The following is a 21,711-nucleotide window of genomic DNA, read 5'->3' on the forward strand; positions in this document are numbered from 1 at the left end:
GCGCCCTTCATGCATCAGAAGCGGTGGGTGTAACCGCTCATCAGCCCGAACTGGTTTGCCTTCTGCACGATCGGGCTGTTGGCCGCATCGCCGAGCAGGCGCGTGCCTTCGGCCGAGATGTACCAGTTGCCGTTGCGGCCCACGCGGTGGCTCCACTTCAGGCCGACACCGGCACTGACCAGGCCGGCCTTCGGCCTGTGCTCGGCGAAGCCCGTGCGTTTGGCCTGTTCCGGGCTGACGCCGTACCAGGTCTGCATGTAGCCGCGGTTGCCGTAGTCGGTGGAAACACTGCCGCTGACCACGCCACCGGCCAGGTCGAACAGCGGCATGCTCAGGTTCAGATGGATCTGCTGGGTGGCCAGGCCGTTCTCGGCCTTGTCCTCGTCCTTGCGGGTGAACTGCCAGGAGCCGCTCAGCACGGCTTCGCCCAGCGTATAACCAGCCGAGACGCCGACCAGGGGACGGGTATCGATATCACCCATGCCGCGCAGGAAGTCCGAACCGCCCAGCAGCGAGTCCTTGTCCTTGCGGATGCCGCTGGCGCCGACATAGGCACGCACGCGCGTGTGCTCGCCGAGGGAGGTGCCCCAGCCGATGCCACTGGTGCCCAGAAACCATCCCCCCGGCGAGGTGACATCAAAGGACAGCGACGGCGTCGCACGATACTCCTCGCTGCCGCTGTAACGCGGTGCCACGCCGCCACCGGCGGCGAGCTCGAAGGTCCAGTGGTCATCCTTGGCGTGGGCGATCGGGGCGGCGAACAGCGGCAACACGGCCAGGCAGAGCAGGGCGGGGGAACGGCGAAGCTGGGACATGGAAACTCTCGGCAATGGGAGGAAAGCAGCGCGCGCATCCGGCGAGTGCTGCAGGGTTGCCAGCGTGGCGATATGCCGGCGACCGATCCGTCCGCAGTTGTGCGGGAGTTGTAATCAACTGTAATGGCGCCCTTGGGCGTTCAGCTGGCAGCCAGCGGCCAGTGCATTTCCAGGCGCGCGCCGCCCAGCGTGGCGCGACTGATGCGCAGCTCGCCGCCGTGGCGGGCTGCAATGCGGCCGACAATGGCCAGGCCCAGGCCGAAGCCGCCGGTATCGCGGCTGCGGCTGTCGTCCAGGCGGGTGAACGGGCGCATCACCTTCTCCCGATCGGCTTCGGCGATGCCCGGGCCGTCATCGTCCACGCGCAGGCAGGCGCGGCCGCTGATACCGACCAGCGAGACCTCCACCTGCGAACGCGCGTGGCGCAGCGCATTGCCGACCAGGTTGCTCAGCGCCAGCTGCAACAGGCGTGGCTCGGCATCCACTCGCGGCAACGCGCTGGGCTGCACGCGCAGGACAATGCCGGCACGTTCGGCATCGCGGCGGGCATCGGCCAGGCAGGCCTGGAGCCAGTCGTTGGCTTCGATGCGCTGCATCGGTTCGCCCTCGCTGGGATGCTCCAGCCGTTCGTAGGCCAGCAGTTCGCTGACCAGCCGGTTGAGCTCGGCCAGGTCGCCGTGCAGGCCCTGCGCCAGCCGTGCGCGGCGTTCGCGGTCATCGCTGTCCTGCATCAGGTCCAGGCCGAAGGCCACGCGCGCGATGGGCGTGCGCAGTTCGTGCGAAATGGCATGGGTCAGGTCGCGCTGGCGCTGCACCAGTTCGGCCACGCGTGCCGCCATGCGGTTGGAGTGTTCGACGATGACCCGGATCTGCGAGCGGGGCGAAACCTGCGCACGTGCCTGCAGGTCGCCGGAACCGATGCGGTCGGCGTGCCGGCGCAGTGCTTCCAGGTCGCGCCAGAGCAGGCGCACCCAGGCATACAGGCTGGCGCCCACCAGCAGCAGGATGCTGAGGTAGGCGGCGATGGTCATGTACGTCGTCATCTGCACCGCGCCGGGCAGGCGCAGGTGCAGCCAGCGGCCGCCGATGCCGTCGATGGGCAGCAGCACCTGCTGGTACTGATCGCGCACGACGAAGCCATCGGCCTTCACGGCCTCCTGTTCCTGCGCGTCGAGCGCGGGAGGTTTGTCGAGCAGGGTCAGGGCGATGCCGTAGTGTGGCTGCCACTGTTGCAGGCGCTCACGCTGCTGGACGGCGTCCAGGCCGGCCAGGCCACTGCGCAGGGCGTACACCTGCCCGCGCACCTGCTGCACGAACACGCGATCCTGCACGGGCGTGTAGATGCCATCCAGGATGTGGTTGAGAAAGAACACCGACACCAGGAAGCAGGCGCCGGTGATGAACCACAGCCACAGGAACAGCCGCTTCATTCCGACCAGGCCGCAGGATTGAACTGGTAGCCGCGCCCCCACACGGTCTTGATCCGCCGCGGTTCGCGCGCATCGTCGCCGAGCTTGCGGCGCAGCTTGCCGATGCAGACGTCGACGCTGCGGTCCAGACCGTCGAAGCCGATGCCGCGCACCGCCTGCAGGATCTGGTCGCGCGACAGGATCTGCCCCGGCTGGCTGGCCAGCAGCCACAGGATCTCGAATTCCGTGGTGCCCAGCTCGACCGGCTGGCCGTGCAGGTGCACCTCGCGCTGCATGCGATCGATCAGCAGCTCACCATGCATCAGCCGGCTGGGCGTGCCGGTATTGCTGCTGCCGTGGCGGCGGCGCAGCAGGGCGCGCAGGCGGGCCAGCAGCAGGCGTGGCTCGATCGGCTTGTGCACATAGTCATCGGCACCCGATTCCAGGCCCAGCACCTGCTCGATGTCGTCCTCACAGGCGGTCAACATCAGGATCGGCACATCGGAGAAGCTGCGGATCTGCCGGCACACATCGATGCCCCCCAGGCCGGGCAGCATCAGGTCCAGCACCACCAGTTCCGGTGCATGCTGGCGGCAGGCGGCGCTGGCGAGGTCGCCGCGTGCCACGTGCTGCACGGCGAAGCCATGTTCGTGGAGATAGTCGCTGACCAGTTCGGCCAGGCGACGGTCGTCCTCCACCAGCAGGACCGACGTGGGCGAACTGCTGGCAGGGGGAGTCCAGGGGGATGGCTGCATGCGTGGGGCCTCCGTTCCCAGGCAGGAGCGCCCGGCGGCGCAGCCTAGCAACGCCCCATGACGACTGCCTGAATCGCGGCCAACCTGATAACCGCGGGTACGGACGTCATCGCCAGCGGCTTTCAGCAGGCGGCCCTGGCTGGCCTATGGTGGCGGTTTCCCGGATGGAGCCTGGTGCAATGAGCGACCCGCAGTGGCAACTGGAAACCCTGGCCGTGCACGGCGGTTACCGTCCCGACCCGACCACCCGCGCGGTGGCGGTGCCGATCTACCAGACCGTGGCGTATGCCTTCGATGACACCCAGCACGGCGCTGACCTGTTCGACCTGAAGGTTCCGGGCAACATCTACACGCGCATCATGAACCCCACCACCGACGTGCTGGAGCAGCGCCTGGCCGCGCTGGAAGGCGGCATCGGCGCGCTGGCGCTGGCCTCGGGGCAGGCCGCGATCACCTATGCCATCCAGACCATCGCCGAGGCCGGCGACAACATCGTCGCCTCCAGTGCGCTCTACGGTGGCAGCCTCAACCTGCTGGCGCACACGCTGCCGCAGTACGGCATCCAGGCGCGCTTCGCCGACCCGGCCGACCCGGCCGCGTTCGCCGCGCTGATCGACGAACGCACCAAGGCGGTGTTCGTCGAATCCATCGGCAACCCGCGCGGCAATGTCACCGACATCGCCGCCATCGCCGAGGTCGCGCATGCCGCCGGGGTGCCGCTGATCGTCGACAACACCGTGGCCACGCCGTTCCTGCTGCGCCCGTTCGAGCACGGCGCCGACATCGTGGTGCATTCGCTGACCAAATACCTCGGGGGACACGGCAACAGCCTGGGCGGCGCGATCATCGATTCCGGCCACTTCGACTGGACCGCACAGCCCCAACGCTTCGCACGGCTCAACCAGCCCGACCCCAGTTACCACGGCGTGGTCTATACCGAAGCCCTGGGGCCAGCGGCCTACATCGGCCGCGCGCGGGTGGTGCCGCTGCGCAATACGGGCGCTGCGTTGTCGCCGTTCAACGCGTTCCTGATCCTGCAGGGCATCGAGACCCTGGCCCTGCGCATGGAACGCATCAATGCCAATGCGCTGGCCGTTGCGCAGTTCCTGAAGGCGCATGCCAGGGTAGCCTGGGTGCGCTACGCCGGACTGGCCGACGACCCCGAGCATGCCGCCGCGCAGCGCTATCTGGGTGGACACGGCTCGGGCGTACTGACCTTCGGTCTGCCCGGTGGGCGCGAGGCCGGCGCCCGCTTCCTCGATGCGCTGAAGCTGTTCACCCGCCTGGTCAACCTGGGGGATGCGAAGTCACTGGCCACCCATCCGGCTTCGACCACGCATCGCCAGCTGGATGCAGCGGAGCTGGCCAAGGCCGGTGTCAGCGAGGACACCGTGCGGCTGTCGATCGGCATCGAGCACATTGGCGACCTGCGCGCGGACCTGGAACAGGCCCTGGCCGGCGCCTGATAGCTGCGCGCTTGGTCGTCATCGCCACAGGCGATCACCGCCGGCACCGCGATGGGTTACGGTGGAACTGCCTCTCCAAGGCGTGGCAACGTGGCGATCCAGATCCCCGGTCGATGCGGGTCGACCGGGGATTTTTTGTTTCCGGGGTCAGATCCGTTTTCCTTTGGAAAACGGATCTGACCCCGCGCGCCGCCGTGTCGACCAAGGTCGACATCCACCAACAGCAGCAGGGAACTGTCGAAGGCGGGGTGGGTCCGGTTGCGGGAGTGTCCGCGGCATGGATGCCGCGGCCAAGCCCCCATGGAAGGGTTTACGGCGTCTCCCGCAATCGGACCCACCCCGCCATCCCACGCTATGCCCGCTTTTGCCGTTGCCGTTGTTTCGGCAGGTGCAGGGCTGCAAGCCCTGCCGCACGCACACCCCTCACACCACCGGAATGCTGTGCTGCCCCAGATTCCGGTACGGCGGCGTGGACATGATCATCTCCGCCAGCGAATACGCCAGCTCGCGCTCGGCCATCACCGTGCCATCGGCGCCGTGCTCCAGCAGATGCTTCACCTCGGCATCGCTGTGCGCGCGCGCCAGCAGGGTCAGGTCCGGATTGATCGCCCGCAGCTTGGCCAGCGCCTCACCGGCTTCCAGCGGCTGCGGAATCGCCAGCACCGCGATCTTGGCGCGCTCCGGATGGGCCTCGGCCAGCACCCGGTCGGCGGCGGCACTGCCGCGGATCGCCGCCAGGCCCTTGGCATGTGCCTGCTCGACGTGTTCCTTGTTGTCATCGATCACCAGCACCGGCACGCCACGGTCGCGCAGCACCTGCGCCAGTTCGCTGCCGACGCGGCCGTAACCGATCACGATGGCGTGGTCATGCAGGTCGCGCGACGGGCCGATCGCTTCGGGCGGCTCGGGTACCTGCGGAGACTGCTCCTGCTTGGCCTGCCAACGGTCCAGCAGGCCGAACACCAGCGGGTTGAGCATGATCGACACCAGCGCGCCGGCCAGCACCAGCGACTGGCCTTCCTTCGGCAGGATCTGCAGCGCCACGCCGAGGCCGGCGATGATGAAGGCGAACTCGCCGATCTGCGCCAGGCTGGCCGAGATGGTCAGCGCGGTGCTGGTCGGGTGGCCGAACGCACGCACGATGAAGAATGCCGCCGCCGACTTGCCGAACATGATGATGGCGACGGTGGCCAGCACCTGCCACGGATGCTGGACGAGGATGTTGGGGTCGAACAGCATGCCGACCGACACAAAGAACAGCACCGCGAACGCATCGCGCAGCGGCAACGAATCATGCGCGGCCTTGTGGCTCAGCTCCGATTCGTTGAGCAGCATGCCGGCGAAGAACGCGCCCAGCGCGAACGAGACGCCGAACAGCATCGCCGAGCCGAACGCCACGCCCAGCGCGATCGCCAGCACCGACAGGGTGAACAGCTCACGCGAACCGGTACCGGCGATGCGCTCGAGGATCCACGGGATGACCCGCCGACCGACCACCAGCATCACCGCCACGAACAGGCCCAGCTGCACGAAGGTCCAGCCGATGTCGGCCAGCACGCTGCCGAGCGAGTGCGATTCCTTGGCCGCGTCAGGACCGAACACACCGGCCATCACCGGCATCATCACCAGCGCCAGCACACAGGCCAGGTCTTCCACGATCAGCCAGCCGACCGCGATCTTGCCGCGCATCGTTTCCAGCAGGCGGCGTTCCTCCATCGCCCGCAGCAGCACCACGGTACTGGCGGTGGCCAGCGAGAAACCGAAGATGACGCCATGGATGGCCGGCCAGCCCATCAGCGAGGCCACGCCCCAGCCGAGCAGGGTGGCCACCGCGATCTGGCCGATGGCGCCGGGGATGGCGATCGCCTTGACCGCCATCAGGTCCTTCAGCGAGAAGTGCAGGCCGACGCCGAACATCAGCAGCATCACGCCCAGTTCGGCCAGCTGGTTGGCCAGCGCCTGGTCGGCGACGAAGCCGGGAGTGAACGGGCCTACGCAGATGCCAGCAACCAGGTAACCGACCAGGGGAGACAAGCGGAGCTTGTTGGCCAGCGCGCCGAAGATGAAGGCGAGCCCCAGGCCAACGGCAACGATGTTGATCAGGTCGGTGTCATGGTGCATCGGCACTCGCAGGAAATCGGGGGGATGTCCCGATTTTCACCGATGCGGTCACATACGGCAAACCTGGCCAGCGTATCGGATCGTTGCGTGGGCGGAGCCATCAGTGGTCAGCGTCCGACCTGGCGTGTGCGCTGCGATCGAGGGTGGCGCTGTCGGGATCGGACCTGTTTGGGATGGCCAGTTGCTCTGGACCGTGAACCGGAACCAGACCGACGCCACCCGAGACGGGCACGGGAAGGAGGATGGGTTCGATACGCGGCGGTGCCATCGCAGCGCCCTTTGCCCTGTGCGCCAAGGTTTTTCAGTCGATCCACTGGCATACGAGGGTGGGAAGTCATTCCGGTGGCGCGCGTTCTGGGTAGGACGCCTGCGGTCTGGCCGAAGTTTTCCCGAGCCCCGCACGCGTCACCATGTGCTCATTGCCCCTTCTGCCTGCCAACCAGTCGGGGGCCTGCTTTCTTTAGACCGCATGGGTGAACAACCATATGAAGCTTCCCGACATTGAATTAGTGATTCAGGCGGTAGGTCAGGACACGAGTTCTGCTTCCCTGTCCCGGTTGCTCCTTGAACTGGAAATCGGCGAGGTCGACTTCCGTCGCTATCCGTTCAACTTGGCAGGAAGGCGAATGTGGACCGACAGCGAGGGTTCGCTGCAGTTGGAATTCAAGGACATCGGACTGCTGAAGGACATTGCGTATCACGATCTGGACGATGGCCCATGGGTGCTGGCCGACGCGATCTTCTGGGGAGTCAGGAAAAACAAGCGAACCTACGCTGGATCTTTGCCACACGGATTGAGCTTTTCAATGCTGCGTCCACATGTCAGGGAGCGACTTGCCGTTCTGGGTGCAGGGAACGCTGTCGAAATGGGCTTTTCTGGAGAAGTGGATATTTGGTGGGTCGGCGGTCTGGAGCTTACGGTGGATTTTTCCGGTCCCGGAGATTCGATTCGCTGCGTGTCCGTTGGCATTCCGGTGGACCGTACTCATCGCCAAGCGTAATCGCGGCGTATGCGCATCCCGCTCGAACGGACAGTGGGCCTTCCATGATTCTTCCAACAAATATGGTGCACATCCAGGCAGTAACAGCGCTGTTTGGCAGAAGCGCCACTGACCCAGCCGTCACAGCGGTGCTGCAATCGCTTGGCGTCAGGCGAAGGCCAGAGCTGGCCCGTCCTGCAAAAAGCCCTTACGAGGCGATTCTGCGTGTGAGCGGGCAGGGCATGCTGTTCTCCTTCAGCGAGCGCAACTACTGGAACGGGCGATCCGTTGCTTCGCACGGCAAGAGCGGTGAGCTGATCTTCACCAACGTTGCGGTGACAGCAGGCATTCCGGATGTCATGCGCAGGTACGAAGGTGGTCTGCCGTTTGGCCTGCAATGGGAGGACGACAGGACGACGGCTCGCGAAAGACTCGCCACAGCGGGCTTTGCGGATAGGTTGCACGCCGGCAGGCGTGACGCGTGGTGGTTGCCTGACCACCGCATTCGTCTGACCTATCAGGCTGAATGCATCAAGCAGGCAGGAGCGTGTGGGATCTTTGATATCAGCTTGGGAATTCCCATGCGTCCATTGTCTCGCGCATCGGCAACGCACGACTACCCGTCAGCAGAGCAGGTGCTTGCTGTCCTTGGCAAATCGACCGACGGCACTGATTTTCAGGCTGTGTTCCGGGACCTTGGTCTTGCGAGCCTGATGGCAGAGGCGAGTAGCGAGGTTGTTGATAGAGCCGACGAGCATGGCTTCATCCTTTACTTTGGCAGTGGGCGGGGCCTGCCCGGTAGCCATCCGGTATGCGCCGGTATCAGTTTCGTCCGCGATCGACTGGAAAACTCAAGAGCTTGGGCTGGGCCGCTGCCATTCGGTCTTCAATTCGATGATCCGCCGTCCATTCTCGAAGAGCGCATGGGTCAACGAGCCAGTCGTTGGCGTGATGAAGGAACATTTGGCAGCGCGAGCTGGTCGCTGCCTGGTCTTCAAGTGAGCGTGAATTTTGACAGTCTGGACAACTGTCTCGAGTCTGTCCGTGTGATCGCAGAAGGTCATCGCACGCCCAATTGCCAGCCGCGCGGCTGATCTTGCTCGCAGCACAAAACAAACACCCGCCGGATCATTCCGGCGGGTGTGAGAGATGTGGCGAGGGTATGCCGGCCAGCGGCCGGCAGTACCCCTTACCAGGTGTACTTGATCCGCCCGTACACATACGCGCCGTTGAAGCCGAACGGCGAGTAGTTGCTGTACGGCAGCATGCCGAAGGTGGAGTTCTGCAGGTCTTCGGTGCGGTCCGGGTACTTGTCCAGCAGGTTGTCGGCACCCACGGTCAGGGTCCAGTTGCTGCTGGGCTTGTAGCTGGCCGAGGCATCCACCACCCAGGCGTCGCCGTAGGTCTGGTCACGCAGCGCGGTGGCCGAGTTGCGCACGGTGAATTTGCCGTAGCGGGTGGCGGCCAGGCCCAGCTCCCAGTGGTCCGAACGCCAGGTGCCGCTCAGGATCGCCTTGTCGCGCGGGTAGCTGTCCTCGATGCGACCGATCTCATCACGGCCGATCAGCGACTGGGTCAGGCCCAGCGTGCCGAACACCGGCGGGGTGCCGCCAACGCGGCGCACTTCGGTGTCGTTGTAGCTGTATGCCGCGGTCAGCTCCAGGCTGCTGGCGCTGAACGGTACCGTGTAGCTGGAGACGAAGTCGACACCGCGGGTGCGCGTATCCAGGCCGTTGGTGAAGTAGGAGAACGCGGTCACCTGCGGCAGGCCCAGGGTGCCCAGCAGCGCGCTGGTCGCGGCATTGGTGGTGATGCTCGACGACAGCGCGATGCGGTCATCGATGTCGATCTGGTAGGCATCGACGGTGATGTACAGGCGGTCGACCGGCTGCAGCACCAGGCCCAGGCTGTAGGAGGTGGAGGTCTCGGCCTTCAGCGGCGAGGCGCCCAGCGCCTGCGCGGCCTGGCTGGTGGTCGGGAAGGTGCCGCGCTCGACGAATACGCCATTGAGGAACTGGCTGGTCACCGCCTGGTAGCCCTGCTGCGCCAGCGAGGGCGCGCGGAAACCACTGGAGGCGGTGGCCCGCAGCGCCACCTTGTCGGTGAACGCGTAGCGCGCCGACAGCTTGCCCGAGAAGCGGTCGCCGAAGTCCGAGTAGTCCTCGTAGCGGCCGGTGATGCCGGCCGAGAACTTGTCGGTCAGGTCCGCTTCCAGGCCGGCGTAGACCGCGTAGTTGTGGCGGTCGGCATGCACTTCATTGGTCGGGGTGAAGCCCGCGAAGCCCTGCGCGCCGCTGCCGGTGTACGAGTTCAGTTCGCCCGGGTTCTGGTCCCACTTCTCCTTGCGGTACTCACCGCCGAAGGACAGCGTGACCGGGTAGGCCAGGCCCCAGTCCAGCGACTTGGTCAGATCGGCATTGAAGATGTCCTGCTGGTACTTCAGCGTGCCGTCGTAGAACGAGCGCGGGCTGGTCGCACCCAGGCTGTAGTTGATGCTGTTGCGGGTGTGGAAGTCCAGGGTGTTCTCGCCGTGGTTCAGGCTCAGGTCCCAGGTCCAGCCGTTGTCGGTGTTGCCCTTGACCCCGGCCACCAGCGAGCGGTCCTTGGAATACTGGTTGATCTCCGGCACGTAGCCGTCCGGGTAGGTCTGCGCCAGCAGCGCGCTCTGCCCGCTGTGGTTGCGCGAACGGTAGAACGCGAACGAGGTGATGTCGCGGTTGCTGAGCAGCGCGCTGGCGTAGCCGGTCACGTGGTCGCTGAAGTCGAAGCTGGCGTTGGCCGAGGCCGCGGTGGCATCCACGCGCGGGTCGCCGACGATGAAGGTCTTCTGGCCGATGCTGGGGAAGTTGCCGGTGTTCGGCGTGGTGCCGCGGTACGGGCCGGCGCGGTTGCTCTCGTCCTGCTGGCTGATCTGGCCGGCCACGTGCACGCGGCCGCGGCCGTTGCCGAACTCGACGCCGGTGTCGCCGGACAGCTGGTACTTGTTGCCGTCGCCGGCCGAGTACTGGCCGTAGTCCACTGCCAGGCTGCCGCCACTGCCGCTGCCCTTGAGCACGATGTTGATGACGCCGGCGATGGCGTCCGAGCCGTACTGCGCCGAGGCACCGTCGCGCAGCACTTCCACGCGCTCGATCGCGGCGATCGGGATCGCGTTGATGTCCACCGCCGACGAGCCACGGCCGATGCTGCCGTTGACGTTGATCAGCGCCGAGGTGTGGCGGCGCTTGCCGTTGACCAGCACCAGCACCTGGTCCGGCGACAGGCCGCGCAGCTGCGCCGGGCGCACGCCGCTGGTGCCGTCGGTCAGCGCCGGGCGCGGGAAGTTCAGCGAGGGCAGGGCGCGCGACAGTGCAGTGGCCAGTTCACTGGTACCGGTGGACTGCAGCACTTCGGGGGTGATGATGTCGATCGGCGACTGCGATTCGGCGACCGTGCGGTCGGCCACGCGGGTGCCGGTGACGATCACCGTGTCCAGGGTGTTGGCGGCGGTGCCGGCCTGCTGTGCAGCGGCGACGAACGGAGAGCCACCGAGTGCGACAGCGACGGCGGCGGCGATCAGGCGGGTCTTGCGGGTCATCGGGATGGGCTCCGGTTGGCGGGGGCGGCACCGGAATCGACATCACGAGCGTGAGGCGGACGGCGGTTGTTGCGGTGCGCAATACAGCAATTAACGGGATATTCAGTGCCTGTCAAATGCCAGGCGTCAGAAAAAACGTTGCAGCAGCAACCATTTAGCCCGGATCAGCGCTGGCAGGAAGGGACCCCGGGACGCGCGCGGCGGGGACGTGGGAGAGAGGAACGTCGGCCACTGCGCATCCCGGGACGCGTCAAGTATTCGTTAACGCTAGAATTGCGTCGCAGGAACAGTGCTCACCAGCACATTCCATCCGGTTATATGGACCCCTCCCCCGATGATCTCCCTTCGTAATTTCGCCTTGCGCCGCGGCGAGCGGCTGCTGTTGTCCAATGTCGACCTGACCCTGCACGCCGGTTACCGGGTAGGTGTGGTCGGCCGCAACGGTGCTGGCAAGTCCAGCCTGTTCGCGGCGGTGAAGGGCGAGCTGGAGGCCGACAAGGGTGACGTCGACCTGCCCGGCAAGGTGCGCATCGCCAGCGTGGCCCAGGAAACCCCGTCGCTGCCCGACCCGGCGCTGAGCTTCGTGCTCGGCGGCGACCTCGAGGTGGCCGCGGTGCTGGCCGCCGAGGCCGACGCGACCGCCCGCGAAGACTGGGAAGCGGTGGCCGAGGCGCACACGAAGATGGCCGAGCTCAACGCCTACGACGCCGAGGCGCGCGCCGGCAAGCTGCTGCACGGCCTCGGTTTCCCCGCAGAGACCCACCACCGCGCGGTGTCTTCGTTCTCCGGTGGTTGGCGCGTGCGCCTGAACCTGGCGCGCGCGCTGATGATGCCCAGCGACCTGCTGCTGCTGGACGAGCCGACCAACCACCTGGATCTGGACGCGGTGTACTGGCTGGAACAGTGGCTGCTGAAGTACCCGGGCACCCTGCTGCTGATCTCGCATGACCGCGAGTTCCTCGACAACGTGGCCACCCACACCCTGCACCTGCATGGCGGCGGCGCCAAGCTCTACCCGGGCGGCTACACCGATTTCGAGCGCCAGCGGGCCGAACAGCTGCGCCAGCAGCAGATCGCGCATGAAAAGGAACAGGCCGAGCGCGCCCACCTGCAGAGCTTCATCGACCGCTTCAAGGCGCAGGCCAGCAAGGCCGCGCAGGCGCAGAGCCGCATGAAGCGCCTGGCCAAGCTGGCCGGCACCGAAGCGGTGCGCGCCGAGCGTGAGTTCCGCATCGAGTTCGCGCCGCCGGCCAAGCTGCCGTTCTCGCTGATCCGCCTGAACCACGTCGAGGCCGGTTACGGCAAGGACGCGGTGATCCTGCACAACGTCGGCTTCGGCCTGGAAGCGGGACAGCGCATCGGCCTGCTCGGCCCGAACGGTGCGGGCAAGACCACCCTGGTGAAGACCCTGGTGGGCGAACTTGCACCGATCGTCGGCGAGCGCATGGCGCACCCGGACCTGAAGATCGGCTACTTCGCCCAGCACACCGTGGAATCGCTGCACGAAGGCCAATCGCCGATGGAGCACTTCCGCGAGATCGCCCCGGACGCACCGAACCAGTCCTTCCGCGATTTTCTCGGCAAGTGGAACTTCCCGGGCGATCGTGCATTCGAGCCGGTTGATGGCTTCTCCGGTGGCGAGCGCGCGCGCCTGGCGCTGGCGCTGATCGCCTGGCAGCAGCCGAACGTGCTGCTGCTGGACGAACCGACCAACCACCTTGACCTGGAAATGCGCGAAGCACTGGCCGAAGCGCTGGCCACCTTCGAAGGCGCGATCGTGATGGTCTCGCATGACCGCCACCTCATCGGCCTGGTCTGCGATACCTATTGGCGCGTGGCCGATGGTGTGGTCGAACCGTTCGATGGCGACCTGGACGCGTACGCCGCGTGGCTGCGCACCCGCCCGCAGGCGCAGGGCACCAAGGCGCGCATGGAGCAGGTGGAAGAGCCGGTGGTGGTCAAGACCGCACCGGTGGCGCAGGTGGTGCAGAAGAAGCCGGTGAACCCACACAAGCTGGCGGCTGCCGAGGCCAAGGTGGCCGAACTGGAGGGCGCGCTGGCCGAGCTCGACCGCCAGCTGGCCGACCCGGCCAACTATGCCGATGCCACCCGCATGGCGGTGATCGGACGTGACCGCGAAACCACCGCCGCGCAGCTGGAGAAAGCCGAAGCGGCGTGGATGGAGCTGCTGGAGTCCTGATCACGCAAAAAAAAAGGGGACGGAGGGGATTAAGTCGTTTGTGCCACAAACGACTTAATCCCCTCCGTCCCCTTTTTTGTTACGTGCCCTGCGCCTGCAGCCATTCGCGGAAGCGCTTGGCTGGTTCGCGCTCGGCGCGCGAGCGCAGCCGCGTCAGCCAGTAGCGGCCCAGCTCCAAGGTGGTGCCGAAGGGCTGCAGCAGGCGGCCTTCGGCCAGTTCCTGCTCGAACATGCACAAGGGCAGCAAGGCCACGCCGGCGCCCCCGGCGGCGGCCATCGCCACCGTCAGTGAGGAATCGAACACCGGCCCGCGGGCTTCCACGCCGCTCACCCCGGCCGCCTGCAACCAGCGCGGCCATTCGTCGCTGCGGTAGGAACGCAACAACGGCAGTGTGGCGAGGTCGCGCGGTTGCTTCAGCCGCCGCGCCAATGCGGGGGCGCACAGCGGTGCGAAGGGCGCATCGAGGATTGCCGTGCAGGCCTGGCCCTGCCAGTCGCCATCGCCGAAGCGGATCGCCAGGTCCAGCCCTTCGCCGGCCAGGTCGATACGGTTGTTGTGGGTCTGCAGGCGCAGCTCGATGTCCGGGTGCGCGGCTTCGAACGCCGCCAGCCGTGGCAGCAGCCAGCCGGTGGCGAAGGTACCGACCACGCCCAGCGTCAGCACCTCGCGTGCCGGGCCACCGGTATAGCGCGCGATGCTGGCGGAAATGCGCTCGAACGCTTCGTTGAGCACCGGGTACAGCGCTGCCCCTTCATCGGTGAGCGCCACGCCGCGTGGCAGGCGATGGAACAGGCGGATGCCAAGCCGGTCCTCCAGCCCACGGATCTGATGGCTCAGCGCGGCCTGGCTGACACACAGCTCGAGCGCGGCACGGGTGAAGTTCTGGTGGCGGGCGGCGGCTTCAAAAGCGCGCAGCGCGTTCAGCGGCAGGGTAGGGTGCAACATCGAAAAGCCGTGAGCCAGGATGATGGCTGATCGTACTCGTTCAATGAGGAATTTCGTAAATCTCAATGAGTTGATCGCGACAGGCATGAATTCCACTTATGGCTTGCCTTGATTTTTCGCGCTGGTCGGCTGCAGGGGAGGCGCCAATAATCGAGCGGTCACCAGGAGAACCCCTATGCTCGCCCGTCGCCGATTCCTGCAGTTCAGTGGTGCTGCCGTTGCGTCCTCGCTGCTTGCCCCGGCGCTGGCGCAACCGGTTTCCGCCTCGTCTGGCATACCCGCCGCGAACGCCGCCATTGCCGGCGCCGCCGATTTCGCCGCGCTGGAGAAAGCCAGCGGTGGCCGCCTGGGTGTCACCGTGCTGAACACCGGCAACGGCCGTCGCATCGGCGGGCATCGGCAGGATGAGCGCTTCCCGATGTGCAGCACGTTCAAGTCGATGCTGGTCGCCCATGTGCTGAGCCTTGCCGATGCAGGCCGCGTTTCGCTCGACACCCGTGTGCCCATCGCCGGGAAGGATCTGCTGTCCTACGCTCCGGTGGTGCGCCGCCACGTGGGCAAGGATCTGACCGTGCGCGACCTGTGCCGGGGCACGCTGACCACCAGCGACAACACGGCGGCCAACCTGCTGCTGGAGGTGGTGGGCGGGCCGTCGGCGCTGACGGCATTCCTGCGCGGGCAGGGCGACAGCATTACCCGCAATGACCGCAACGAGCCGGACGTGAATCTGTTCGCGAAGGGAGACCCGCGCGATACCACCAGCCCGGCCGCGATGGCCACCAGCCTGGCCCGCTTCGCGGTGGGCAATGGCCTGCAGCCTGCATCGCGCCGGCAGTTCGCCGATTGGCTCATCGACAACCAGACCGGCGATGCCTGCCTGCGCGCCGGGCTGGGCAAGCGCTGGCGGGTGGGGGACAAGACCGGCAGCAACGGTGATGACACGCGCAACGACATCGCCGTGCTGTGGCCGCATGCGGGCGGCACCGCGTGGGTGGTCACCGCCTATCTGCAGGGCGCATCGGTCGATGACGACCAGCGCGCAGCAGTGCTTGCACGGGTGGGGGCGCTGGCCGATGCGATGATCGGATGAGGTAACCGGGGTCATTGGGAAATGGCTTGCCGGATCGGTCGGGCACGCGCATCCTGCGCGCGTTCGAACCCCACGGAAGACCCCGATGAGCCATGAGTTGATCTACCTGCTGCTGATCTTCGCGCTGCTGGTGATCCCGCGCGCACTGCAGCGCTTCAGCCTGCCGGCGCCGTTGACCTGCCTGCTGTTCGGCATCATCGGCATGCTCTGGCTGGGCGACCAGGCACACGACGCGGTGATCGGCCTGCTGGCCACGCTGGGCATTTCCTCGCTGTTCCTGTTCGCGGGCCTGGAAGTGGATCTGCAGGCGCTGCGGCGTGGCATGTGGCCGCTGCTGGCGCACCTGGTGATCCGTACCGGCACGCTGTTCGGCGTGGGCTGGCTGGCCTGGCGCTATGCGGGGCTGCCATGGCAGGCCGCTGGGCTGCTGGCGCTGGCGCTGCTGACGCCCTCCACCGGCTTCATCATGGATTCGCTGTCGCGGCTGGGCCTGAGCGAGGACGAGCGGTTCTGGGTCACCAGCAAGGCCATCGCCGGCGAACTGCTGGCGCTGGCGGCGTTGTTCATCGTGCTGCAGGCCGGCGACCCGGGCCACATGGCGCTGTCCAGCCTGGCCCTGCTGGCGATGATGATCGGCCTGCCGCTGCTGTTCATCGCGCTGGGCCGCTGGGTGGCGCCGCACGCGCCGGGCTCGGAGTTCTCGCTGCTGGTGATGGTCGGCATGGTGGCGGCGTACATCACCTATCTGCTGGGCGTGTATTACCTTGTGGGCGCGTTCATCGCCGGCCTGGTCGCGCGCCTGCTGCACCAGCGCATGCCGCTGCTGGCCTCGCACGAGAACCTGCACGCGCTGCGCCTGTTCGCCTCGTTCTTCGTGCCATTCTATTTCTTCAATGCCGGCACCAAGGTGCCCAGCGAAGCCCTCAGTTTCGAGGCGCTGGGGCTGGGCATCGTGATCACCCTGGTGGTGCTGCCGCTGCGCATCGGCGTGGTCTGGCTGCAGCGCCGGGTGATGTTCGGCGAGAGCTTCCGCAGCAGCCTGCGCGTCTCGCTGGCGCTGGCCCCGACCCTGATCTTCACCCTGGTGCTGGCGGCGATCATGCGCGAGCGTTTCCAGATTCCGGCGGTGCTGTTCGGCGCGCTGCTGCTGTACGCCGCACTGACCACACTGTTGCCGTCGCTGGTGTTCCGCACACCCTTCGACGTCGATCCGGTGGAGCAGGAGCCGGCGGGCGAGGGCGAGTCCGCGCCGGTAGCGGCCACCGAGACGCGGCCGGAACCTCACATCGCCGAACGCTGACCGGTTGCCGCGCGCGGTTTGCGCCCGTCGGCCATGGCCGTTAGGGTTGGGGCATGAAACTGCCTGCCGTTGTCACCGCTTCCGCCCTCCTGCTCAGCCTCGCTGCCTGCTCGCAGCGTTCCGATACGGTCGCGCATGATCTGGCGACCGCACCGGCCGATGCCTTCATGGCTGCCATCGCCGCGCATTGCGGCCAGGCCTATGAGGGCCGGGTGGTGGAGGACACGCCGGCACCGACCGGCAAGGACCCGTTCGCCGACCAGCGCCTGGTCATGCATGTGCGCGGCTGTGCCGACCCCGCCCATGAACTTCGGATTCCCTTCCATGTGGGGGATGACCATTCGCGCACCTGGGTGCTGACCCGCACCGAAAACGGCCTGCGCCTGAAACACGATCATCGCCACGAAGACGGTAGCCCCGACGCGATCACCCTCTATGGCGGCGACAGCACGCCACCGGGCACCGCCGAGCGCCAGCGGTTCCCAGCCGACTCCGATTCGGTGGCGATGTTCCGTCGTGCCGACATGCTGGCCTCCACGCACAACACCTGGGCGATGGAGATCGACCCCGACCAGACGTTCGTCTACGAACTGACGCGCCCGGAAGGCCGCCGTTTCCGCGTGAAGTTCGACCTGAGCAAGCCGGTCGAGCTACCGCCCGCACCGTGGGGCGACGAGAAGGCGCCAGCACCCTGATCTTCGGGTCGGATCCCTCCTGCGGAGGGTCCGACCCGGTCACTGCATGAACCCACGGGTCAGAGCCCTGGCCGTCGGCCAGGGATCCGACCCCGGGGCTCAGCGCGCGCTGAAGCGTGCGCGGCAGCCGTTGCTCACCCACACCTGGCCGCGTGCATAGCCCCAGCTGCGGCCTTCCTGGCAGGCACTGCCGGACAGCTGCTGCTGCAGCACCGGCCGGCCCTGGCGCTCATCCCAGTCGCAGTTCTGCGTGCGGTTGTTGTTGCTGCTGCAGGTGATCGAATAATTGCTGTTGCCGCCGCCCCAGCCACCGCCGCCGCCCCAGCCGCGGGCCTCGGCGAACTCGGCGCGGCAGCCGTTGCTGACCCAGACCGCGCCGTTGCGCACGCCCCAGGTGCGGCCTTCATCGCAGGGGCTGCCGGACAGCTGGCGGACCAGGCGGGCGTTGCGCCAGCCGACCGGGCAGCTGCGCTCACGGTTGCTCTGGCTCTCGCAGCGGATGGTTTCGCCGGGACGGCCGTTGTTGCCGCCCCAGCCACCGCCATTGCCACCGCCCCAGCCGCCGCGGGCTTCAACAAACTCGGCGCGGCAGCCATTGCTGACCCAGATGCTGCCATTGCGGCTGCCCCAGGTGCGGCCCTCGTCGCAGGCGCTGCCGGACAGCTGGCGGACCAGCTGCGCATTGCGCCAGCCGGTGCTGCAGACACGTTCACGGTTGTTCTGGCTTTCGCAGCGGATCACCCCGTCCTGCGCAGCGGCCGGAGCAGAGGGCAGGGCGAGCACGGCCAGAGTGCTCAGGGTCACGGCCAGGCTGGCCAGGGACAACGATTTCATGGCGGCATCCCATACGGTGGCAGGTGCCCGACTATAGGGACCGGGGCGATCAAGCCGGCGTGACTGCCCGGATTTGCCCCGGCCGGGGCCTCGGCCGCAGAATACGAGGCTTTCCGGCCCCCATCCGGTGCCGGCGTTCTCCAGCGGAGCTTCCCCCCATGCGTACCCACTTCTGCGGCCTGGTCGACGAGACCCTGATTGGCCAGACTGTCACCCTCGCCGGCTGGACCGACGTGGCCCGTAACCAGGGCGGCGTCTGCTTCATCGATCTCCGCGATCATGAAGGCATCGTGCAGGTGACCGTGGAGGTCGACAACGCCGACGTGTTCGCCGTGGCCGCGTCGCTGGGCTATGAGGACGTGCTGCAGGTGGAGGGCGTCGTGCGCGCCCGCCACGCGGTGAACGACAAGATGCGCACCGGCAAGGTGGAAGTGATCGCCACCGCCATCACCGTGCTGAACAAGGCCGCCCCGCTGCCGTTCCACGCCCACGAGAACCCGGGCGAGGAAACCCGCCTGAAGTACCGCTACCTGGACCTGCGCCGCCCCGAAATGCAGCGCATGCAGCGCACCCGCATCAAGCTGGTGCAGGCGCTGCGCCGCCACCTGGACGAAAAGGGCTTCCAGGACATCGAGACCCCGATCCTGACCAAGGCCACTCCGGAAGGCGCGCGCGACTTCCTGGTGCCGGCGCGCATGCATCCGGGCGAGTTCTACGCCCTGCCGCAGAGCCCGCAGCTGTTCAAGCAGATCCTGATGGTGGCCGGGTTCGACCGCTACTACCAGATCGCGCGCTGCTTCCGCGACGAGGCCCTGCGTGCCGACCGCCAGCTGGAATTCACACAGCTGGACATGGAGTTCGCCTTCGTCCGCGAACGCGATGTGCAGGACTTCGTCGAGGACATGATCCGCGCCATCTTCAAGGAAGTGGTCGATGTCGAGCTGGATGCCAGCTTCCCGCGCATGACCTGGGCCGAGGCGATGCGTCGCTATGGTTCGGACAAGCCGGATCTGCGCATCGCGCTGGAACTGGTCGACGTGGCTGAACTGGTCAAGGACAGCGAGTTCCCCGTGTTCACCGGCCCGGCCAACGATGCCGAAGGCCGCGTCGCCGCGCTGCGCATCCCGGGCGGCGCGGCGCTGAGCCGCAAGCAGATCGACGAGTACGCCGCGCATGCCGCCAAGTACGGCGCCAAGGGCCTGGCCTACATCAAGATCGCCGACAACGGCGAAGTCAGCTCGCCGATCCAGAAGTTCTTCAGCGAAGAGCGCTTCGCGGCGCTGGTGGCCCATGTCGGTGCCGGCAACGGCGATATCGTGTTCTTCGGTGCCGGTGGCTACAACAAGGTGTCCGACTTCATGGGCGCGCTGCGCCTGAAGGCCGGCAAGGACTTTGGCCTGGTCGCCGACGGCTGGGCACCGCTGTGGGTCACCGACTTCCCGATGTTCGAGTGGGACGAGGAAGAACAGCGCTACGTCGCCCTGCATCACCCCTTCACCGCACCGGCCGTGGACGACATCGCCGACCTGCGCGCCAATGCCCGTACCGCCGTCTCGCGCGGTTACGACATGGTGCTCAACGGCAATGAAATTGGCGGCGGTTCGATCCGTATCCACCGTCCGGACATGCAGAGCGCGGTGTTCGAGCTGCTGGGCATCGGCGCCGAAGAGGCCCGCGCCAAGTTCGGCTTCCTGCTCGACGCGCTGAACTACGGCGCGCCGCCGCACGGTGGCATCGCCTTCGGCATCGACCGCATCGCCGCGCTGATGGCCGGAACCGAGTCGATCCGCGACGTCATCCCGTTCCCGAAGACCACCGGTGCACAGGATCTGATGACCGACGCGCCGTCGCCGATCGTCGACGCGCAGCTGGCCGAAGTGCACATCCAGGTTCGCCCCAAGACCAACTGATCAGGAGATCCAGGCAATGACCGAGTTTGCGTTTTCGCTGGAGTGGGAAAAGCTGGGCAATGAAGGCTCCGAGGCCACCCTGGTCACCGAGCGTGCACGCGTGTTCGGGGGGTGGCTGGTCCGCGTCGGCACCAATCCGGCCGCAATGGCCCTGACCTTCGTCGCCGACGGCGAAGGCCGTTGGGACGGTGAAGACTTCGGCGTCGAGGACTACGAGGACGACGAAGAGGAAGAAGAGTACGACGAGGACGAGGAAGGCGAGGAAGAAGAGGACGAGGACGAAGAGGAATACGAGGAAGAGGACGAGGAAGAAGAAGCGGAATCGCCTGGAAAGGCTTGACCCGCGCTTCGCCCTGACGTCAACTTCCTGCATGTATTCGATCCGCCGCGCCACTGTGGACGACGCGCCGACCCTGTCGGCGCTGGCCGCACGCACGTTCACTGAAACCTTCGGCCATCTGTACCCGCCGCAGGACCTGCAGGCCTTCCTCGAGGAGGCCTACACGGTCGAGCGCCAGCGCGTGATCCTGTCCCACCCCGATTACGCGGTGTGGCTGCTGGAACTGGATGGGGAGGCGGTCGGCCATGCCGCCGCCGGCCCCTGTGGCCTGCCGCATCCGGATGTGAAACCCGGTGACGGCGAACTCAAGCGCCTGTACCTGGTCAAGACGCAGCAGAGCTGCGGCTGGGGCAGCCGCCTGCTGGAAACCGCGCTGGCCTGGCTGGAACACGAAGGCCCGCGCACGTTGTGGCTGGGCGTGTGGTCGGAGAACTTCGGCGCGCAGCGCTTCTACGCCCGCTACGGCTTCGAGAAGGCCGGCGAGTACCTGTTCCCTGTCGGCGACACCCAGGACCTCGAATTCATCCTGCGCCGCGCGCCGCGCGCGGCCTGACGTTCACCGCCGCTTGCCGCGCGCGCGTGTTCAATCACCTCACGTTCCTGCCCCGCTGACCGCCAGGCTGTTTGCATGACTCCCCCCGTATTGCTGCTGCATGGCATCTGGAATGCCCGTGCCTGGGTCGGGCCACTGGCCTGGCGCCTGCGCGCGCGTGGTTTCCAGGTACACGCGTTCGGCTATCCCTCGGTGTTCGGTGGCCCCGATGTGGCAGTGCCGCAGTTGCTGGAACGTCTGGCCGACGCCGGGCCGTTGTCGCTGGTCGGTCACAGCCTGGGCGGACTGCTGGCACTGGAGGCGCTGCGCCGCGATCCGCAGCTGCCAGTGCAGCGCGTGGTCTGCCTGGGCTCGCCGCTGCGCGGCAGTGGTACCGCGCGCTCGTTGTCCGATCATGGCTGGGGCCTGGCGCTGGGGCGCAGCAGCGAGCTGCTGCTGGACGGCCTGCCGGACTGGCAGGGCAAGGCCGAGGTTGGCCTGATCGCCGGTTCGGTGCCGCACGGGCTGGGCAGCCTGCTGGGCGCGATCGACGATGCGTCCGACGGCACCGTGGCCCTGGCCGAGACCCGCCTGCCGGGCCTGGCCGACCATTGCGTGGTGCGTACCAGCCACAGCGGCCTGGTGGTGTCGCCCGACGCCGCGCGGCAGACCGCACATTTCCTGCGCCACGGCCACTTCGACCACAGCCGCGACGCGGCGGCGGCATAGGGGCAGGGCAGG

General features: G+C 67.0%; 18 protein-coding genes. 11 read left to right on the plus strand and 7 right to left on the minus strand.

Annotation, left to right across the window (positions count from 1 at the left end):
• Window positions 1-14: 14 nt before the first annotated feature.
• From ACUVWL_RS01155 to ACUVWL_RS01165, 3 genes are all read right to left on the minus strand, one after another.
• Window positions 15-815: a MipA/OmpV family protein gene (locus ACUVWL_RS01155; RefSeq protein ID WP_046432175.1), complete on the minus strand. Its 801-nt coding sequence runs from the start codon at window positions 813-815 to the stop codon at window positions 15-17.
• Window positions 816-955: 140 nt separating this feature from the next.
• Window positions 956-2,245 carry an ATP-binding protein gene (locus tag ACUVWL_RS01160; protein WP_049440348.1) on the minus strand — a complete coding sequence of 430 codons (1,290 nt, stop codon included), beginning with the start codon at window positions 2,243-2,245 and terminating at the stop codon, window positions 956-958.
• On the minus strand, window positions 2,242-2,979 hold the full coding sequence (locus ACUVWL_RS01165) for a response regulator transcription factor (RefSeq protein ID WP_014648178.1): 738 nt from the start codon (window positions 2,977-2,979) through the stop codon (window positions 2,242-2,244). The genes ACUVWL_RS01160 and ACUVWL_RS01165 overlap by 4 nt, the downstream gene beginning before the upstream one ends.
• Window positions 2,980-3,158: 179 nt before the next feature.
• Here ACUVWL_RS01165 and ACUVWL_RS01170 point away from each other — a divergent pair, with 179 nt between their 5' ends.
• Window positions 3,159-4,445: an O-acetylhomoserine aminocarboxypropyltransferase/cysteine synthase family protein gene (locus ACUVWL_RS01170; protein WP_049440347.1), complete on the plus strand. Its 1,287-nt coding sequence runs from the start codon at window positions 3,159-3,161 to the stop codon at window positions 4,443-4,445.
• Window positions 4,446-4,868: 423 nt separating this feature from the next.
• Here the strand turns inward: ACUVWL_RS01170 and ybaL are convergent, their stop codons facing one another.
• The gene (ybaL, locus tag ACUVWL_RS01175; protein ID WP_041863753.1) at window positions 4,869-6,566 is read right to left on the minus strand and encodes a YbaL family putative K(+) efflux transporter; all 1,698 of its coding nucleotides are present in this window, start codon (window positions 6,564-6,566) and stop codon (window positions 4,869-4,871) included.
• 485 nt (window positions 6,567-7,051) lie between these two features.
• Here ybaL and ACUVWL_RS01180 point away from each other — a divergent pair, with 485 nt between their 5' ends.
• On the plus strand, window positions 7,052-7,567 hold the full coding sequence (locus ACUVWL_RS01180; RefSeq protein ID WP_445978760.1) for a hypothetical protein: 516 nt from the start codon (window positions 7,052-7,054) through the stop codon (window positions 7,565-7,567).
• 44 nt (window positions 7,568-7,611) lie between these two features.
• Window positions 7,612-8,640, plus strand: coding sequence for a hypothetical protein (locus tag ACUVWL_RS01185; protein ID WP_445978761.1), 1,029 nt, complete (start codon window positions 7,612-7,614; stop codon window positions 8,638-8,640).
• A 95-nt stretch (window positions 8,641-8,735) separates the two neighbouring features.
• Here ACUVWL_RS01185 and ACUVWL_RS01190 read toward each other — a convergent pair whose 3' ends face one another.
• Window positions 8,736-11,123, minus strand: coding sequence for a TonB-dependent receptor plug domain-containing protein (locus tag ACUVWL_RS01190; RefSeq protein WP_014648176.1), 2,388 nt, complete (start codon window positions 11,121-11,123; stop codon window positions 8,736-8,738).
• 334 nt (window positions 11,124-11,457) lie between these two features.
• On the opposite strand from ACUVWL_RS01190, the gene ACUVWL_RS01195 reads away from it, so the two are divergent.
• Window positions 11,458-13,323, plus strand: a complete 1,866-nt coding sequence (locus tag ACUVWL_RS01195) for an ATP-binding cassette domain-containing protein (RefSeq protein WP_164167716.1) — start codon at window positions 11,458-11,460, stop codon at window positions 13,321-13,323.
• A gap of 79 nt (window positions 13,324-13,402) precedes the next feature.
• Here the strand turns inward: ACUVWL_RS01195 and ampR are convergent, their stop codons facing one another.
• Window positions 13,403-14,269, minus strand: coding sequence for a LysR family transcriptional regulator AmpR (gene ampR / locus ACUVWL_RS01200; RefSeq protein ID WP_049440344.1), 867 nt, complete (start codon window positions 14,267-14,269; stop codon window positions 13,403-13,405).
• A 175-nt stretch (window positions 14,270-14,444) separates the two neighbouring features.
• On the opposite strand from ampR, the gene blaL2 reads away from it, so the two are divergent.
• From blaL2 to ACUVWL_RS01215, 3 genes are all read left to right on the plus strand, one after another.
• A complete protein-coding gene (blaL2, locus tag ACUVWL_RS01205; RefSeq protein WP_049440342.1) occupies window positions 14,445-15,359 on the plus strand; it encodes a L2 family extended-spectrum class A beta-lactamase in 915 nt (304 codons plus the stop codon).
• 85 nt (window positions 15,360-15,444) lie between these two features.
• The gene (locus tag ACUVWL_RS01210; RefSeq protein WP_032958940.1) at window positions 15,445-16,659 is read left to right on the plus strand and encodes a cation:proton antiporter; all 1,215 of its coding nucleotides are present in this window, start codon (window positions 15,445-15,447) and stop codon (window positions 16,657-16,659) included.
• Between the two features lie 53 nt (window positions 16,660-16,712).
• Window positions 16,713-17,354: a hypothetical protein gene (locus ACUVWL_RS01215; protein WP_445978762.1), complete on the plus strand. Its 642-nt coding sequence runs from the start codon at window positions 16,713-16,715 to the stop codon at window positions 17,352-17,354.
• A 99-nt stretch (window positions 17,355-17,453) separates the two neighbouring features.
• On the opposite strand, the gene ACUVWL_RS01220 is transcribed toward ACUVWL_RS01215, so the two are convergent.
• A complete protein-coding gene (locus ACUVWL_RS01220) occupies window positions 17,454-18,188 on the minus strand; it encodes a DUF3011 domain-containing protein (RefSeq protein ID WP_032958942.1) in 735 nt (244 codons plus the stop codon).
• A gap of 158 nt (window positions 18,189-18,346) precedes the next feature.
• On the opposite strand from ACUVWL_RS01220, the gene aspS reads away from it, so the two are divergent.
• The 4 genes from aspS (at window position 18,347) to ACUVWL_RS01240 (ending at window position 21,699) form a co-directional block, all read left to right on the plus strand.
• On the plus strand, window positions 18,347-20,098 hold the full coding sequence (gene aspS / locus ACUVWL_RS01225; protein WP_111206115.1) for an aspartate--tRNA ligase: 1,752 nt from the start codon (window positions 18,347-18,349) through the stop codon (window positions 20,096-20,098).
• Window positions 20,099-20,114: 16 nt separating this feature from the next.
• A complete protein-coding gene (locus tag ACUVWL_RS01230) occupies window positions 20,115-20,438 on the plus strand; it encodes a hypothetical protein (protein WP_014648168.1) in 324 nt (107 codons plus the stop codon).
• Window positions 20,439-20,469: 31 nt separating this feature from the next.
• Window positions 20,470-20,991, plus strand: coding sequence for a GNAT family N-acetyltransferase (locus ACUVWL_RS01235; protein ID WP_014648167.1), 522 nt, complete (start codon window positions 20,470-20,472; stop codon window positions 20,989-20,991).
• Between the two features lie 75 nt (window positions 20,992-21,066).
• Complete coding sequence (locus tag ACUVWL_RS01240; protein ID WP_032958946.1) at window positions 21,067-21,699, plus strand: esterase/lipase family protein; 633 nt, start codon at window positions 21,067-21,069, stop codon at window positions 21,697-21,699.
• Window positions 21,700-21,711: the final 12 nt, after the last annotated feature.

It is taken from the genome of Stenotrophomonas muris (genome assembly GCF_052751275.1).